Origin of the sequence: Paenibacillus humicus NBRC 102415 (assembly GCF_004000905.1) — a bacterium.
GTDB lineage: Bacteria > Bacillota > Bacilli > Paenibacillales > Paenibacillaceae > Paenibacillus_O > Paenibacillus_O humicus.
The window spans coordinates 53,097-67,776 of sequence record NZ_BIMD01000018.1 but is presented as its reverse complement, the minus strand read 5'-3'; the positions used below and the strand labels follow the sequence as shown (position 1 = coordinate 67,776).

The 14,680-nt window shown below is 57.8% G+C and carries 15 protein-coding genes and 1 pseudogene; 3 read left to right on the top strand and 13 right to left on the bottom strand.

The annotated features are described in order from the left end of the window. Window positions 1-219: 219 nt before the first annotated feature. Window positions 220-582: pseudogene (locus PHU01S_RS27015) on the top strand (YdeI/OmpD-associated family protein); the annotation flags it as partial. Window positions 583-740: 158 nt separating this feature from the next. Here the strand turns inward: PHU01S_RS27015 and PHU01S_RS13035 are convergent. From PHU01S_RS13035 to PHU01S_RS13005, 7 genes are all read right to left on the bottom strand, one after another. Beyond that, window positions 741-1,703 carry an aldolase catalytic domain-containing protein gene (locus tag PHU01S_RS13035; RefSeq protein ID WP_048744728.1) on the bottom strand — a complete coding sequence of 321 codons (963 nt, stop codon included), beginning with the start codon at window positions 1,701-1,703 and terminating at the stop codon, window positions 741-743. A gap of 114 nt (window positions 1,704-1,817) precedes the next feature. Continuing rightward, a complete protein-coding gene (locus PHU01S_RS13030; RefSeq protein ID WP_048744726.1) occupies window positions 1,818-3,347 on the bottom strand; it encodes a leucyl aminopeptidase in 1,530 nt (509 codons plus the stop codon). 75 nt (window positions 3,348-3,422) lie between these two features. Next, entirely contained in the window at window positions 3,423-4,796 is a 1,374-nt protein-coding gene (locus tag PHU01S_RS13025; protein ID WP_048744724.1) for an ATP-binding protein, read from the bottom strand. After that, on the bottom strand, window positions 4,796-5,284 hold the full coding sequence (locus PHU01S_RS26140) for an ATP-binding protein (RefSeq protein ID WP_174806367.1): 489 nt from the start codon (window positions 5,282-5,284) through the stop codon (window positions 4,796-4,798). Before PHU01S_RS26140 ends, PHU01S_RS13025 begins: the two co-directional genes overlap by 1 nt. Before the next feature lie 103 nt (window positions 5,285-5,387). Continuing rightward, window positions 5,388-6,668 carry an anti-sigma factor domain-containing protein gene (locus PHU01S_RS13015; protein ID WP_127507915.1) on the bottom strand — a complete coding sequence of 427 codons (1,281 nt, stop codon included), beginning with the start codon at window positions 6,666-6,668 and terminating at the stop codon, window positions 5,388-5,390. Beyond that, window positions 6,665-7,480, bottom strand: coding sequence for an RNA polymerase sigma factor SigI (gene sigI / locus PHU01S_RS13010; protein ID WP_232312799.1), 816 nt, complete (start codon window positions 7,478-7,480; stop codon window positions 6,665-6,667). The genes PHU01S_RS13015 and sigI overlap by 4 nt, the downstream gene beginning before the upstream one ends. Window positions 7,481-7,597: 117 nt before the next feature. Further along, window positions 7,598-8,023, bottom strand: a complete 426-nt coding sequence (locus PHU01S_RS13005) for a hypothetical protein (RefSeq protein ID WP_049869367.1) — start codon at window positions 8,021-8,023, stop codon at window positions 7,598-7,600. On the opposite strand from PHU01S_RS13005, the gene PHU01S_RS26320 reads away from it, so the two are divergent. Further along, window positions 7,904-8,251 carry a hypothetical protein gene (locus PHU01S_RS26320; protein WP_218032449.1) on the top strand — a complete coding sequence of 116 codons (348 nt, stop codon included), beginning with the start codon at window positions 7,904-7,906 and terminating at the stop codon, window positions 8,249-8,251. The genes PHU01S_RS13005 and PHU01S_RS26320 overlap by 120 nt on opposite strands. On the opposite strand, the gene PHU01S_RS13000 is transcribed toward PHU01S_RS26320, so the two are convergent. The 4 genes from PHU01S_RS13000 to leuB form a co-directional block, all read right to left on the bottom strand. Beyond that, window positions 8,161-8,376, bottom strand: a complete 216-nt coding sequence (locus tag PHU01S_RS13000; protein ID WP_021878421.1) for a hypothetical protein — start codon at window positions 8,374-8,376, stop codon at window positions 8,161-8,163. The genes PHU01S_RS26320 and PHU01S_RS13000 overlap by 91 nt on opposite strands. 23 nt (window positions 8,377-8,399) lie before the next feature. After that, on the bottom strand, window positions 8,400-8,852 hold the full coding sequence (locus tag PHU01S_RS12995; protein ID WP_127507913.1) for a hypothetical protein: 453 nt from the start codon (window positions 8,850-8,852) through the stop codon (window positions 8,400-8,402). A gap of 219 nt (window positions 8,853-9,071) precedes the next feature. Next, window positions 9,072-9,620 carry a peroxiredoxin gene (locus PHU01S_RS12990; protein WP_021878419.1) on the bottom strand — a complete coding sequence of 183 codons (549 nt, stop codon included), beginning with the start codon at window positions 9,618-9,620 and terminating at the stop codon, window positions 9,072-9,074. A gap of 195 nt (window positions 9,621-9,815) precedes the next feature. Continuing rightward, the gene (gene leuB, locus PHU01S_RS12985; RefSeq protein WP_048744718.1) at window positions 9,816-10,892 is read right to left on the bottom strand and encodes a 3-isopropylmalate dehydrogenase; all 1,077 of its coding nucleotides are present in this window, start codon (window positions 10,890-10,892) and stop codon (window positions 9,816-9,818) included. 216 nt (window positions 10,893-11,108) lie between these two features. Here leuB and PHU01S_RS12980 point away from each other — a divergent pair, with 216 nt between their 5' ends. After that, window positions 11,109-11,684, top strand: coding sequence for a GNAT family N-acetyltransferase (locus PHU01S_RS12980; RefSeq protein WP_127507911.1), 576 nt, complete (start codon window positions 11,109-11,111; stop codon window positions 11,682-11,684). 162 nt (window positions 11,685-11,846) lie between these two features. Here the strand turns inward: PHU01S_RS12980 and PHU01S_RS12975 are convergent, their stop codons facing one another. Both PHU01S_RS12975 and ilvC read right to left on the bottom strand, forming a co-directional pair. Continuing rightward, on the bottom strand, window positions 11,847-13,391 hold the full coding sequence (locus PHU01S_RS12975) for a 2-isopropylmalate synthase (RefSeq protein WP_048744715.1): 1,545 nt from the start codon (window positions 13,389-13,391) through the stop codon (window positions 11,847-11,849). 151 nt (window positions 13,392-13,542) lie between these two features. Continuing rightward, a complete protein-coding gene (ilvC, locus tag PHU01S_RS12970; RefSeq protein ID WP_048744713.1) occupies window positions 13,543-14,535 on the bottom strand; it encodes a ketol-acid reductoisomerase in 993 nt (330 codons plus the stop codon). Window positions 14,536-14,680: the final 145 nt, after the last annotated feature.

Here is a 14,680-nt window from a genome sequence, read left to right as displayed (position 1 = left end):
TTGCGGAACGGGCTTGGACCCGCTTTAGATTTGCCGGTTTGCCGAACTCGGCGGTATTTTCGGGAGTTTATACGGATGCATGACAGACTGTTGTCCTCGATCTTTTTTAATACCTATAGGAATAAAATCCAAATCAATGAACAGTCGAAGGAGTTTATTGTATGGAAATTGAAAATCCCGTTCAAATAAATTCGAGAGAAGAGTTGAGAATCTGGCTTCAGGAAAAGCTCATGGACGGAACTGAACAACGAACGTGTTCGCCGCCTCGCAAAGCTGGGGTTGATGAGAGACGAGGGAAGAAAGGCTCTTCCCGATGTGGACCCTGACTCTTTTCGGATAGATACGGAGATGGAGCAGCGGCTAAAGGAGGATAAACAGGCATATGAGAATTTCAGGCGGGTTCGAATCGATACGACACAGAGCCATAAAAATCAGTCCGAATCGTTCAAGGACAGATTGGACAAATTCATAGCCTGCGCGAGACAAAACAAAAGGTACGGTCAGTGGCATTATAATGACGGCTGCGGGTTGATTAAAGATGCGCTGGAGTATGCTTCTTGCATTAGAGAGCCCACACATTGAAGAAGCTCCCTTCTTGCGCAAAAGATATCATAGAAAAAGCCCGCCTGCGCTTTCGTCATGAAAGCACAAGCGGGCTGTACCTGCAAATCATGGGCCCATCCATCGCGGTCAGCCATTCCGGCACGACAATCACCAGAATCGCATGCCCTGCCGGGAGATTACTTGGAATGAAGAATCTCCGGCGTTGTAAGCTGATCGTAGAAATCGACGATGTTGTCCTTGTTGTCGGAGCTGCGCAGCGCCATCGCGGAACGCGGATGCTCGTCGAGCAGGCCGGTGATCATGTACGGCATGATGTAGCCCCATTCTTCCTTCTCGCGAAGAGGAATCATGTGCTTCTCGATCATTTCGAGCACGGGGCGCACTTCGTATTTCGTATTCGGAAGATGCGATACGAGCAGCTCCGTGTTGCAGTTGCCGGCGGCGCGGCCCATGCCGTATACGGAGGTGTCGAGGAATTCCACGCCTTTGTCGACAGCGAGCAGCGTATTGGCAAAAGCAAGCTGCTGATTGTTGTGCGTATGCACGCCCAGCTTCTTGTTCGGCAAATGCTGCTTGAATTTGTCGATCAGGTAAGCCATGTCGTTCGGCTTGAGGCTGCCGTACGAGTCGACGACGTAGACCACGTCGACGACGCTCTCGCGGATGGCTTCGAATGCCTCGATCAGCTGATTTTCCATGACGTTCGACAGCGCCATGATGTTGAGCGTCGTCTCGTAGCCGCGTTCATGGAACAAGGACACGAGCTCCAGTGCCTTGTCCACATCCTGGATGTAGCAGGCGACGCGGATCAGATCCAGCATGCTGTCGACGCGAGGCAGAATATCCGCTTCGTCCACTCGGCCGATGTCCACGAGCGCGGACAGCTTCGTATTCCCTTTGTTCGGGATGACTTTGCGCAGGAAGTCATCGTTCAGGAAGCGCCAAGGACCGGCAGAGTCGGCACCCTTGAGCAGCTTGGGCGAATTCTTGTAGCCAATCTCCATATATTCAACGCCGGCCTCATCCAGGCTGCGATACAAATCTTGCACAAACTCAATGCTGAAATCCCAGTTATTGACAAGACCTCCATCACGGACCGTGCAGTCGACGATTTTGCTGATGCTGTTTTTGGAAGACATGGGCACAGAACTCCTTCATCATAAACTTTCTTACTATAATACGGGAAAACGGTGAAGAACGCAAAGGCAAACCGAGTCCCGCATGCCGGCATCCCGGCATGGTGATGTCCGTCTCTATCCTCGGAGCAGCAGCTCCGCAAGCGTCCGCGTCATGACTCCGGTCGCGCCCTTGGTTTCCCAGCCTCGTGCGCGGCTGATCCAAGCCGTACCGGCGATGTCGATGTGAAGCCAAGGCTTCTCTTCCGCGAAAGCCCCGATGAACATGCCGGCGATGCTGGCCGCAGCGTAGCTGCCGCCTTTGTTCTTCAGGTCGGCGGCCTCGGAATCGAGCTGCTTCCGGTACTCCGGATAGGCCGGCAGCGGCCACACCCGCTCGCCGGACCGCTTGGAGGCTTCCTGCAAGCCGCTCAGCAGCTCGTCGTCGTTGCCCATGATGCCGGAGGTGATATCGCCGTAAGCCGCCACGACCGCGCCGGTCAGCGTCGCGACATCGACAAGCTTTGTCGCTCCCCGCCGAATAGCTGTCGTAAGGCCGTCCGCCAGCACGATGCGTCCCTCCGCATCGGTGTTGACGATTTCCACCGTCATGCCGTTCATCATCGTCACGACGTCTCCCGGCTTGAAAGCCCGGTCGGAAATCATGTTCTCCGCCGCTGGAATGACCGCCACCACGTTGACCTTCGGCTTCTCGATTGCGATGATGCGCATCGCTCCGAGCACGGCTGCCGCCCCGCCCATATCCATGATCATGTCTTCCATTCCCGCGATCCGCTTCAAGGAGTATCCGCCCGTATCGAAGGTGACCCCTTTGCCGACGAGGCCCCATTTCTCCTCGCTGCCGGGATCGCCCTCATAATGGAGCACGATCATTCGCGGCTGATGCTGGCTTCCCTTGCCTACCGCGAGCAGTCCGCCCATGCCCTGCTCGTGGGCGCTCCACTCGTCGATGACTTCGCAGTCCAGGCCGTACTCGGCTGCAAGGCGTTCCGCATGTTCGGCGAGCGCCTCCGGAATCAGCTCATTCGCCGGAAGATGGACGAGATCCCTGGCCTCGGCGACCGCTTCGGCCATGACGATGCCCCGTTGGACGCCCGCTTCCCACTGCTTCCGCAGATCGGCATCGACGCCGTCTGGAAGATGGACAGCCAGCTCCGCCGAAGCCTGCTCCTTGGGAGCTCCCGTCGTTTTGGTCCGGTCATAGGCCCCGAGCAGGATGCCCTCCGCCAGAGCCTGGCCGGCTTGAGCCGTCGTGCAGCCGCTTGTTCCGCCGTACAGCTGCGCCGTTACGAGCAGCCTTGCGGCAGAGGCGCGGCTGGCGCGGACTTCCTTGGAAGCCAACGCTCCGAGGCGGCGGATGTCGTCCGCATCCAGAGTGCCGGAGGACAAGCCGATGAATGCCGCGCTGCCTGCGGGATGAAGCCCGAGAAGAGGCATCGTCTGCCCGGGCTGGCCGCTTTTGAGCAGCCCTTTGGACGCCAGTGCCTGAACCGCTTGCCGAATGGCCGGAACGGAGAGCGGATCCTCTTCCTGGCCGGCTGCTGTTGCATCGTTCTCTTCCTGCAGGCCGGCAGCATCCACCGGCCGAATGATCAGCTCCCAATCCTGGTTGGATTGAGGCTCCGTATATTTCAACTTGATTTTCATTGTTGTCATCCTTTCCCTATCCCGTCTATTAAAAAGCAAAAAAACGGGAGCTTGTACCCTCCCGATTTTAAGCCCTTACTCTGCGATTGGCAAATAAACGGTGAACACCGTGCCTTGACCGGCAGAGCTGGTAACGCGGATCGTGCCGCCGTGATTGCGGATGATCCGGTAGCTGACCGACAAGCCGAGACCCGTGCCGGACTCCTTGGTCGTAAAAAAAGGATCGAACAGACGGTTTAGCGTCGAACGATCCATTCCTTTGCCGTTGTCCTTGACGGTGATTTCGGCAAATCCGGCTTGTCTTCGCAGCACCACATCGATCCTTCCGGGCCTCTCCCCGTTCAGCTCTCCGATGGCATCCATCGCATTCTTGAATATATTCAGAACGACCTGCTTGATCTGCTTGACGTCGATGGAGACCAGCATGTCGACTTCATGCGATTCCAGGTAAATCTCGCAATTGTGCAGGAGCGCCTCGCTCTCGCTGAGCAGGCTGACTTCTTTGAGCAATGATGTCAGGGAGATGGTTTGCTTCATCGGTGCCGTAGGCTTGGAGGAGTTGAGGAACTCATAGATGATGTCGTTGGCCCGGTCGATCTCGGCCACCATGATCTTGGCGTATTCTTCTTTGCCCAGCTCGACCAGATGAGGCCGGAGCAGCTGGATGAATCCCCGTATCGAGGTCAGGGGATTGCGTATTTCATGCGCGATGGATGCGGCGATCTTGCCGAGCATCGCCAGCTTGTCGTTCTGGTATGCCGTCTGCTCGATCTGCTTGTACTCGGACACGTCCTTCATGCTGATCAGATAATCGCCGTCCAGCTGCTCGCTGGAGGTGGCCGTAATCAGCAGATGTCGTCCGCTGCTGTCCTGGAACTCGAAGTATTTGTTTCGGCGAAGGATGATTTCCCGGTAGAGCCTCACCAGCAGCCGCCTCGTCGTGCGGCTCAGCTGCTGATGCCTCAAAATATCGAGGATGCTGCAGCCGATCAGCGTTTTGCGGGGAACGTCCAGGAATCTCGCCATCTGCAGATTCATGAACGTCAGCATGTTGTCGTTGTCGAAGAGGGCGATGCCGCTGTCCATATGCTGCAGGACATTCTCATACTTGCTCTTGACCCTCTCGAAGGAACGATAAGAGCGGGAGAGCATCTCCCGCATCTCCGTGTACCTCTGATCCGGCGTCCGCTCCTGCTGATGCCGGAACCGGTAGGCGACCATCAGCTCGATCAAAAAAAGAAAGGATCGGTTGTACAGTTCCAGCGCTTCCTCCGACTCTACGTTGAGGACGATGTTGCGCATGCATTCTTCATGGACGGCTATAACCTCTTCGGGACCGATATTGTGAAAGGTCTTCCCAAGTTCCGTAGCTTGATAGAGCGAAGCCTCGCTACCGCTGCGGATGTATTCGGCAAGCGCCGGAAAATAGCGCTTTCGAATTGCCTGCATTAACTCTGCTCCTCTCCTGTGGCGAACAGCTGAAGCTGCACCGGCGTAGAGTCCATGTAGTAGGAGGGAGGCAGCCACTTGCGGAAAGTAATGCAGGTGCCGACTCGGCGGGTAATGGCCATATCCCATTCCTCGGACCAGAGCGATTTCCATTCTTCCTCCATCTCGGGGGAAAAATCGCTGCTGCCGATCAAGGACCATTCCATTCCGGTTTCACCGGAATCGCCCCTTACCCGTCCCATCAGCATTTGGCTCCTTTGATGCATTTCCACGAAACAGCCTGACAATTCCGATATGGCGTACGCGATCCGCGTCTGGTCGATGATACCGAAGCCGAGATCCCTCGCAAGCTCTCTGCCTCTCTGGCGAGCCTTGATGGCATCCTTGACATTGTTGATGTTGAACAATTCCATCTCCATGTACGAGTCCGCCCCCCCCGTTCCATTCTGGATGCTTGGATACGTGTTCAAGCCGTCGTATTCGTACATTTATCATAGGTTTCGCCAATATCAGTGTCAATCGGAAATAATGTCGAATATTGCTAGTTTCGGAAGCATCAGGATAGGTGCGGAGCGGGCTTCCGGCGCGGGGTCAATTCGGCTTGCGCTGTTCGTTATGGCCGCGCTGCTGTCCGGCATGCCGTTCCATTTCTTCATGACGGCGCTTCAAGGCTTCCTCAATCTCTGCTCTTCGTTTCTCCCTTGCTTTGCGCGCCTTGTCATCCAGTTTTGCGCGTGCGGCTTCAGCTTTTTCCTTCAGCAGCTTTTCGGCCTCGAGGCGCTTCCGTTCCGGATCGCCGAACGATTTATGATCTCCGCCCTGCCAATGCCGATGCTCCGCCCGCTGTCTGGAATCGCGAATCCGCTCGGCGCCCGACCTGTCCCCTGCCCCGGCTGCATCCCGCTTGAATGCCTTCGCTGACGGCTTGGGAGACGCTGACGGCTTGGGAGACGCTGACGGCTTGGCCGATTGCTGGCGGACGGCTGCGCCGGCAGGCCGCTCCTGGGGAGCTGGAGATGCCTTTCGTACGGGAGATGCGGGAGGAAGCGCGGTCGCAGCGACTTTCTTCTCGCGTTCAAGCTGCTCCTGCAGCTTCTCGCTGCCGATTTTTTGGCTGTCGCCGACCAAAGCGTCCACGCCTCCGTCCCAGGAGAGGACTTCCCGAATCGCCCCGCTGCGGAATTGATCCAGACTGACATTGTAGCCCTGGCTCTTGGCCAGCAGATACACCGTCATTCTGCCCGTGGACAAGCCTTTGGCGGCCGCCGCCTCCCGAACCGCCTCGGTGGATTCCAGCGAGGTGACATGGATTCCGGAAGCTTGGGCGGAACCGGCTGCGCTCAGCAGCGCCTGCTCGGCCTGCCGGCTCAGCTGCGCCACCGCATTGCCCGCTCCCGCATCCAGCTTGACTCCGGCCAGGATGACTTCCGCTCCGCCGCCGCTGCCCAGATAGGAAGATTCCGCCAGTCTCCGGGCCAGCAGCTCCATGACCTTTTCGGCGGGCAGCCCCTCGTATTGAAGTCCTTCCACGAACGGAAGGGCATCGTCGTTCATCGCCTCCAGCTTGCGCACGTTCAGTTCGCGGTCCACGCCGATTTCAAAGCTGGGATTCACATCCAGGCTGAGGTAAGCGACCACCGGGTGAGCCTCGGCCCGAGCCGCCCAGAAAGCAGGCAGGGCGATCAGAATCAGAATGACGGCGGCGGGAATGAGGCCCTTGGGCATTCTGAGCAGCTTCCGCTGTGCTGTAAGGACGATCTCTTGGCCGATTCTCTCGTCTCCGAGCCCCCTCACTTTCCGGAAGCCGCCTTCTTGCGTCAGCACGACCAGCTTGTTGCCTCTGGCCTCCATGACGATGCCTCTGCTGCTCACAGCCCTGTCCCTCCTGCCTTCTTCTCGATTTGCTCCTTGAGCGCTTCTATATGTATATAATGCTTCAAATAGGGGTACCGCCCGTGGACGAGCAGCGATACGGCGATCAAATATTTCCGGTTGCGCTCGATCGTCTTGCGCGACACGCCGGATAGTTCCGTAAGCTCCTTGACCGGCAGCCGCCGGGTAGCCAGCAGGACGCTGAACAAGCGGTCCTGCTTGGCCAGCTTCGCCGCGATTCCCTGCAGAAGAATCCGGGAATCCTCATGCTTCGGAGATGATTCCGCCAGATCCGCGAATCGGATTCCGTAGGCTGCCAGCTCAGCCGTGAATTCCATGATTTCCTGGCGCCTCTCCTCTGCTTCCTGATCCTGGTTGAAGCGGAGCACCGCCTGCCTGTTGAACGCGAGGGAATAAAACGTCTCCTCTTCTTCCTCCATTTGGAAGGAGCCGGCCGGCAGGGAGCGGATATGCCGCTGTTCCTTGCGGACATGATCGATAAGCCGCCGGCGGATGACCGTCTCGGCGAATCCCGCGAACGAACGGCCGGATTCCGGCGAGAACTGGCTGATCGCTTCATCGAAGGCGATCAGCGAAATGCTGAACTCGTCATCCCGGGAAGGATCGACATATCGCTTGCAGAATCGGCTTGTGACCTTCAGGATAAAGGGCCGGTAGTCGGCGATCAGGCGTTCCCGGGTTGTCCTGTCCCCATCCTGCGCTTGCTTGATCAGCCGGTTCAGCGAATCCGCCTTGTGCCCGGACTCCTCTTTGCGCCTGGCTGAAAGCCCAAGCCATCTTTTGAACAGCATCAGCAGCAAGGGCTGCACCTCGCTTTGTCTATATCATTCGGAGGCAACGCTCCGTTAATGGGAGTGGACGAAAATAAAAAATGCCTCCTGCATCCAGGAGGCATTGAATGGCATCGGTCAGCAGAATCCCTCGGAAGCCCGCTTGGCTTTGAGCTTGTTGCGGCGAAGATTCAAAATCGCCAGCCGCTTCTTCAGCTCTTCTTCCCATGCGTGGTCCCCGAGCTGCTTGGAAAAGCTCAGCAGGTCCAGAGCCATGTCGATCTGGCTGGCCACCACGTCCATCGGATCCTCATGATCGTGGTTGACACAGTTCTCGAAGATGGACTTTCCTTTCTGGTCCACGTAATCCTGGAAGTCGACTTCCGTCACTCCGTCGCCATGCGCATATTCAGCCAATATTTCATATTCGCTCTCTATCATATAATGAATATCCACACGATGGCAAACCGGGCAGAACAAAATAGGGACGTTATGGATGTGAGTCCGGTAATGCCTGAGCGTGCCTTTGGTTCCAATCATGCTTGCTCCGCAGCAGAAACTCATGGTATTTCCCTCCTTGAACTGCCTTTGGCCTATACCTTCCTAGCTTCGGTTTCTTCGCAACAGGTATGGAAATTGTATTCGATGCGGCACCGCATCATTCCTGCGCCCTCTGCTGCTCCTTTGCCGCTGAATTCCGCTCAAAGCGGATTGGGCGGCGGGACTTCGGTCGGCGAATCCGGAATCGGTCCCGGTTCGGACGGCAAGTCCGGAATCTCCGGCACCGGCTGAGGGCCGGGTTGAATCTCCGGAGCGGAAGGCTCGGGCCGAATCTCCGGCTCCTTTGGCGGTTCGACTTCTGGCGAGGCCGGAGGGGCGATCTCCGGCTTGGGCTCTTCCCGGTTGTAGTCCGGCATGACAGTCATTCCTCCCTGTCCAATCATTCGTATTGGTTATCTTTAACCGCCTGGCGCCCGCCGGACGCAGCCTCGCTCAAAAAAGGCATCCGTTCCCTTTGGAGCTCGCGTATTTCCCTCGTAATAGCCCGCACGAGCTCCTCGATTTCTGCCGCTTCTTCCAGCCCGACGCTGATCGGAGCCGTGTCCATGACCGTCTTGTCCGCTCCGCCCTCCGGCAGCAGGACCGATTCATCCGATGCAGCCTTTTCAGCCGCCTTCAGCGCCTCTGCTCCCTCTCTCAAAGCGCCCAGCAGCTCCGAGGCCCTTTGGGTCAATTGCTCCACGCGGCGGGTTCTTTCATCTGCCGCTCCCATCAAATGCTCGGTTTTGGCCAGCATTTTCCTGACACGCTCCAAGCCGCTTCGAACCGCTTCGGCGCCATCCGCATGCCGAGCGGAATAGATGCCGGTCGGTTCGGCCGGTTCTGAATGCAAGCTGCCCGCCTCCTTCTGAGTACAAGGTCTAGGTCTATATAGAAAGACGTTGAAAAGGCCAAAGTGGATGTTTTGTCCTGTCTTCAACTATACTCAAATACCCTTTCGATATCCAGATTAACCCAGATGGGCGTTCTCCATAGCTGGAATGCCCGAGGCGGGTCGACAGCACGAACAAAAAAGCCAGGGCGTATGCCCTGGCTTGTCTGCTTGCGAAGGTCAGTTCGTGACGAGGTTCTTGTCGCCCGGCTTCCAGTTCATCGGGCAGAGACCGCCGGATTGGAGCGCTTGAAGGACGCGAAGCGTTTCTTCTACGCTGCGGCCTACGTCGTTGTGGTTGACGACTTGGTATTTCAGCTCGCCTTCCGGATCGATGATGAAGAGACCGCGCAGGGCAATGCCTTCCTCTTCGATCAGGACGCCGTAGTCGCGGGATACCTGCTTCGTGATATCGGCGGCGAGAGGGAAATTCAGCTTGCCCAAGCCGTTGTCGTTCTTAGGCGTGTTGATCCACGCCTTGTGGCTATGGATGCTGTCGATGGATACGCCGAGAATCTCGGTGTTAAGCTTCGTGAATTCGGAAGCCGCATCGCTCAGCGCAGTAATTTCAGTCGGGCATACAAAGGTGAAATCAAGCGGATAAAAGAAGAACACCAGCCATTTGCCGCGATAATCCGAAAGGGATACCTTGCCGAATTGCTGTCCTTGGCCGTCAACGGTCTCCATCGTGAAATCCGGAGCCGGGCGGCCGACCAAACGTTCTGCCATAGGTCTATTTCCTCCTCGACGCGTGAAGCGTGCAGTTTCTTGTCCTGTTCAAACAAGATGATATCATTCCATCCGAACGGAGTCAAAATCGGTTGAAAGGATGACTTGACCGACATAACAAGCTGGAATTCGGAATTCTTGACTCTATTCTGCAAGGCGGGCTTCAGTATTCGGGTTCCATTCGGAAAGGCGGGATCAGCGGATCGCTTCTACAATAAGCCGTCCCATTTCTTCCGTTCCGATCGCCTTGGATTTGTCCACAGCGATATCGCCTGTACGGTGGCCGGCATCGAGAACTTCCTTGACCGCGTCCTCTATCGCCTGCGCCGCGTCCGCATAGCCGAATGTCAGACGGAACATGAGCGCGACGGACAGAATGGTCGCGATCGGGTTGGAGATGCCTTGGCCAGCGATATCCGGCGCCGAGCCGTGGACCGGCTCGTACAGGCCGAAGCTGCCTTCGCCGAGGGAAGCGGAGCTCAGCATGCCGATGGAGCCCGTCAGCATGGCAGCCTCGTCGCTCAGGATATCCCCGAACATGTTCTCCGTCACGATGACGTCGAAGCTCGACGGACGGCGAAGCAGCTGCATGGCGCAGTTGTCGACGAGCACATGCTCAAGCTCCACCTCCGGATACTCCGGCGCGATCCGGTTCACGACCTCGCGCCAGAGGCGGGAAGTCTCCAGCACGTTGGCTTTGTCGACGGAGGCAAGCCGCTTGCCGCGCGTCATGGCGATGTCGAACGCCTGGCGCACGATGCGCTCCACCTCCTGCACGTTGTACACGCAGGTGTCGACCGCCTCTTGGCCATGCTCTCCCTCGCGGCGGAATTTCTCGCCGAAGTAGATGCCGCCCGTCAGCTCGCGCACGACGATCAGGTCGGTACCCTCCAGCACTTCCGGCTTCAAGGTCGAGGCATCCTTCAGGCAGTCGAACACTGTCGCCGGGCGGATGTTGGAGAAGAGCCCGAGCGCCTTGCGGATGCCGAGAAGCCCGGTTTCCGGACGGAGCTCCTTGGTGTTGTTGTCCCATTTCGGCCCGCCTACCGCGCCGAGCAGGACGGCATCCGCCTTCTGGCAAATTTCCAGTGTTTCCTGTGGAAGCGGAGTTCCTTTCTCGTCGATGGCGATTCCGCCGAACAGGCCATGCTCGAATTCAAAGCGGTATTCGTACAGCTCTTCGACTTTCTTGATCACCTTGATGGCTTCGCCGACGACTTCCGGTCCGATTCCGTCGCCCGCGATCACCGCGATTTTCTTTACTTCTGCCATAATGGACACGCTCCCGTCTTCTTCTCAACGATTGATAATCACTATCAACAGTTGTACCACATCGCGCTATAAGGCTCCAAGATAGGATAGCTATCGGTTTGATAGGCATAACCTATAGGTACCGTCAGCCGCCGACCTTCCCCTTTTGTCAGCGGCATTTGTTTCCAATTGTCTCTATCGGAAGTATAATCAGCTATAAAAAAGGCGGTCGAAACGATGAACCCGATCCTGATTGATTTCCCGACAAGCGTCGAGACGGAACGCCTCGTAATGAGGATGGCGCAGCAAGGAGACGGCCCGATGATGAGCGAGACGATCAACGCCTCCCTCGACGAGCTCAGAGCCTGGATGTCCTGGGCTCAGTCCCCCCATAGCGTCGAGCAGGCCGAGCTGAATTCGCGGGAATCGGCGATACGGTTCCTCAAGCGGGAGAAGCTCCGTTTTGTCGCCTTGGAGAAAGAAAGCGGGCAGATGGCGGCATGCGTCGGCCTTCATCATATCGACTGGAACGCCCGCGCATTCGAAATCGGGTACTGGGCGGACAGCCGCCGCGCCGGCAATGGGTACGTGACCGAAGCGGTAGCCGCCATATGCGGCTTCGCCTTCGTCCACCTGGAAGCACGCCGCCTGGAAATCCGCTGCGACAGACTCAATGCGCGGAGCCGGGCGATTCCGGAGAAGCTCGGCTTCCGCCTCGAAGGCATCCTGCAGCAGAGCGAGCTGTCGGCGGACAGGACCGAGTGGCGGGATATGTGCGTTTACGCGAAGCTGAAAGCGGACCCAAGCAGCTGACGCTAATTTTACAAGCAGCTCACGACTTATTTTCAAAAGAGCTTGCAGCTTGTTTTCAAAAGCAGCTGACAGCTCGATTTCATAAGCTTCTGAAGCCACGCGCAAAAAAAGCGCCTGCCCCGATGGGCAGGCGCTTTTGGCCTTCATACCGTTCAGCAAACGTCAGATCAGGCTCATCCGGTCGCGGCGGCCCGGCGCCTTGCGCTTCTCGATAAGGCGGTTGAGCGCATCCGCGTAGGCGCGCGCGCTCGCTTCAAGAATGTCCGTGCTTACTCCGCGGCCTTGCGCCGACACGCCATCCTGCAGCAGCACGACATGGACCTCGCCGAGCGCGTCCTTGCCATGGGTAACCGACTTGATGGAGTAGTCCTCCAGCTCGACCGCTTCTCCGGTCACGAGGTCGATCGCGTTGAACAGCGCGTCGACAGAGCCGTTGCCCTCCGCCGTGCGCGTCTGCACGCCCTGCCCCTCGACCTTGATCGAGACCGTGCCCTTCGGCGTAGAGCGGTTGCCGTAATGGACCTCCACCGTCTCCAGGGCATAGATTTCCGGCGTGTCGACCAGCTTCTCCTCCAGCATCGCCAGCAGATCGTCGTCCGTCACGTTCTTCTTGCGGTCGGCGAGATCCTTGAACTTGGCGAAGGCCGCATTCAAGGCTTCGTCCTCCAGCTCGTAGCCGAGATCGATCAGCTTCTCCCGGAACGCATGGCGGCCGGAGTGCTTGCCCATGACGAGCTTCGATTCCTTCACGCCGATCGTATCGGGAGAAATAATCTCGTACGTCGTCTTCTCCTTCAGCATGCCGTCCTGATGGATGCCCGACTCATGCGCAAAAGCGTTCGCCCCGACGATCGCCTTGTTGCCCGGCACGACCATGCCGGTCAGCTTGCTGACCAGACGGCTGGTACGCGCGATTTCCTTGAGATGAAGCCCGGTCTTGGCGCCGTACAGCGCCGCTCTCGTCTCCAGCGCCAGCGCGACCTCTTCAATCGCCGTGTTGCCGGCGCGCTCGCCGATGCCATTGATTGTGCCCTCGATCTGGTCGGCTCCGTTGAGGATGGCAGCCAGAGCGTTCGCCGTCGCCATGCCGAGATCGTCATGGCAGTGGGCGCTGAGCTGGATGCCGTCGATGCCGGGTACGGTTTCCTTCAGCGTCTTGAAGATATGGCCGAACTCGGCCGGAGTCATATACCCGACCGTATCGGGGATGTTCACGACGGTAGCGCCCGCCTTGATCGCCATCTCGGTCACTTCGCACAGGAAATCCAGCTCCGTGCGGCCCGCATCCTCCGGCGAGAATTCAATCTTGGCGAAGCGCTGCTTCGCGTAGCGGATCGCTTTGTCCGCCGCCGCCAGCACCTGCTCCTTCTCCATCTTCAGCTTGTGCTTGCGGTGGATCGGCGAGGTCGCGAGAAAAATATGGATGCAAGGGTCGGCCGCGTCCTTGAGAGCTTCCCAGGCCGCGTCGATATCCTTTTCCACCGCGCGGGCAAGGCCGATGACCGTTGCCTGCTTGACTGCTGCGGCCACGGCCTGCACGGCGGCCAGATCCCCTGGCGACGCGGCCGGAAAACCTGCCTCGATGCGGTCCACGCCCAGCTTTTCGAGCTGAAGGGCGATTTCCACCTTTTCCTTGGTATTCAGGTTGACTCCGGGCGACTGCTCGCCATCGCGAAGCGTCGTATCGAAAATATAGATTTTGCGCACGCCGGCACCTCCGTTTCTTGAGTATATGCGGATTTAATCCATTGAAGCGGCGAACGCGCCTCTTTCCTTGGGGAAGAAGCGCGCGGCCTGTGGGAAGCGGACAAGTCCGCTTCTATGGATGCGCCTGCGGGGCGCTTCTGATGCTTGTTCCTTACTTCTTGATCCAGTGCATCAGCTCGCGAAGCTGCGCGCCTGTCTTCTCGATCGCATGCTCCGACTCGTTGCGGCGGGTAGCCGTAAGCATCGCGCGGCCGGATTTGTTCTCAAGGATGAAGTCGCGTGCGAATTTGCCCTGCTGGATGTCGGAAAGAACTTCCTTCATCGCTTTTTTCGTTTCGTCGGTCACGATGCGGGGACCGGTGACATAGTCGCCGTATTCGGCCGTGTTGGAGATGGAATCGCGCATGGACGCAAGGCCGCCTTCATACATCAGGTCGACGATCAGCTTCAGCTCGTGGAGACACTCGAAGTAAGCCATCTCCGGAGCGTAGCCGGCTTCAACGAGCGTTTCGAATCCGGCTTTGACCAGGGCGGAAGTACCGCCGCAGAGAACGGCTTGCTCGCCGAACAGGTCGGTCTCGGTCTCTTCGCGGAAGGAAGTCTCGAATACTCCGGCGCGCGTGCAGCCGATGCCCTTCGCGTAAGCAAGGCCGATTGCTTGAGCGTTGCCCGTAGCGTCCTGCTCGACCGCGATGAGTCCAGGAACGCCGAAGCCTTCCACGTACGTCCGGCGGACCATGTGGCCCGGGGATTTAGGAGCGACGAGCAGTACGTCGGTGTCCTTGCTCGGCACGATTTGGCCGAAGTGGACGTTGAAGCCGTGGGAGAACATGAGAGCCGCGCCTTTTTTGAGGTTGGGAGCGATCTCGTCGTTGTATACCTGGGCTTGCGTTTCGTCCGGCATCAGAATTTGGACAACGTCCGCCTTGCGGGTCGCGTCGGCCACGGATACGACTTCGAAGCCGTCATTGCGGGCTTTGTCGGCGGACTTGCCTTCGCGCAGGCCGATGACGACCTTGACGCCGCTGTCGCGCAGGTTCTGCGCCTGAGCGTGTCCTTGGCTGCCGTATCCGATTACTGCTACCGTTTTTCCTTGCAGAACACTGAGGTCCGCGTCGTTTTCGTAGAATAATTTAACTGCCATGATGAGATGATGCCTCCTTTGGATTGAAACCCCTTTGAGCGGGTGTTTAAAGAGATGACGCATTAAAGCTGGCTTTTGCTAAAGCTAGTTCATGCTTTGTCTCAGGTTCTCGCTGCTGCAGAAGCCAGAACTTGCTTTGTCGTCG

What these genes read in the sequence shown, in the direction of transcription:
- PHU01S_RS13035 (WP_048744728.1), bottom strand. Translation starts at nt 1,703, where the DNA reads ATGTCTTCCAAAAACAGCATCAGCAAAATCGTCGACTGCACGGTCCGT.
- PHU01S_RS13030 (WP_048744726.1), bottom strand. Translation starts at nt 3,347, where the DNA reads ATGAAAATCAAGTTGAAATATACGGAGCCTCAATCCAACCAGGATTGG.
- PHU01S_RS13025 (WP_048744724.1), bottom strand. Translation starts at nt 4,796, where the DNA reads ATGCAGGCAATTCGAAAGCGCTATTTTCCGGCGCTTGCCGAATACATC.
- PHU01S_RS26140 (WP_174806367.1), bottom strand. Translation starts at nt 5,284, where the DNA reads ATGTACGAATACGACGGCTTGAACACGTATCCAAGCATCCAGAATGGA.
- sigI (WP_232312799.1), bottom strand. Translation starts at nt 7,480, where the DNA reads ATGCTGTTCAAAAGATGGCTTGGGCTTTCAGCCAGGCGCAAAGAGGAG.
- PHU01S_RS26320 (WP_218032449.1), top strand. Translation starts at nt 7,904, where the DNA reads ATGAATATCCACACGATGGCAAACCGGGCAGAACAAAATAGGGACGTT.
- PHU01S_RS13005 (WP_049869367.1), bottom strand. Translation starts at nt 8,023, where the DNA reads ATGAGTTTCTGCTGCGGAGCAAGCATGATTGGAACCAAAGGCACGCTC.
- PHU01S_RS13000 (WP_021878421.1), bottom strand. Translation starts at nt 8,376, where the DNA reads ATGCCGGACTACAACCGGGAAGAGCCCAAGCCGGAGATCGCCCCTCCG.
- PHU01S_RS12990 (WP_021878419.1), bottom strand. Translation starts at nt 9,620, where the DNA reads ATGGCAGAACGTTTGGTCGGCCGCCCGGCTCCGGATTTCACGATGGAG.
- leuB (WP_048744718.1), bottom strand. Translation starts at nt 10,892, where the DNA reads ATGGCAGAAGTAAAGAAAATCGCGGTGATCGCGGGCGACGGAATCGGA.
- PHU01S_RS12980 (WP_127507911.1), top strand. Translation starts at nt 11,109, where the DNA reads ATGAACCCGATCCTGATTGATTTCCCGACAAGCGTCGAGACGGAACGC.
- ilvC (WP_048744713.1), bottom strand. Translation starts at nt 14,535, where the DNA reads ATGGCAGTTAAATTATTCTACGAAAACGACGCGGACCTCAGTGTTCTG.